A 266-nucleotide genomic window follows, 5' to 3' on the forward strand; every position below is an offset into this window, starting at 1 on the left:
TGTACATTTCTGGCGTTTCTGCGATAAGCGCGCGAGACAGAATCGCCATGTCACGAGGGGTAGTGTAGTGGTCAGGGTCGTGAAGACCGTGAGCATTAACCCAGTGAGAACCACTCATGCCAAGTGATGCCGTGTGTGCATTCATCATGCTGGCAAAAGCAGATTCTGAACCTGCTACGTGTTCTGCCATAGCAACACAGGCGTCGTTACCTGACTGCACAACAATGCCACGTAGTAAGTCACGTACTGAAACTTGTGTACCTACT

The 266-nt window shown here is 50.4% G+C and carries 1 protein-coding gene; it reads right to left on the bottom strand.

The genetic code is table 11. The annotated features are described in order from the left end of the window. Positions 1-266: D-alanyl-D-alanine carboxypeptidase family protein (locus NLF92_RS13135; protein ID WP_432420232.1), on the bottom strand; the 266-nt coding region annotated here is incomplete at both ends.

Origin of the sequence: Opacimonas viscosa (assembly GCF_024199005.1) — a bacterium.
Taxonomy (GTDB): domain Bacteria; phylum Pseudomonadota; class Gammaproteobacteria; order Enterobacterales; family Alteromonadaceae; genus Opacimonas; species Opacimonas viscosa.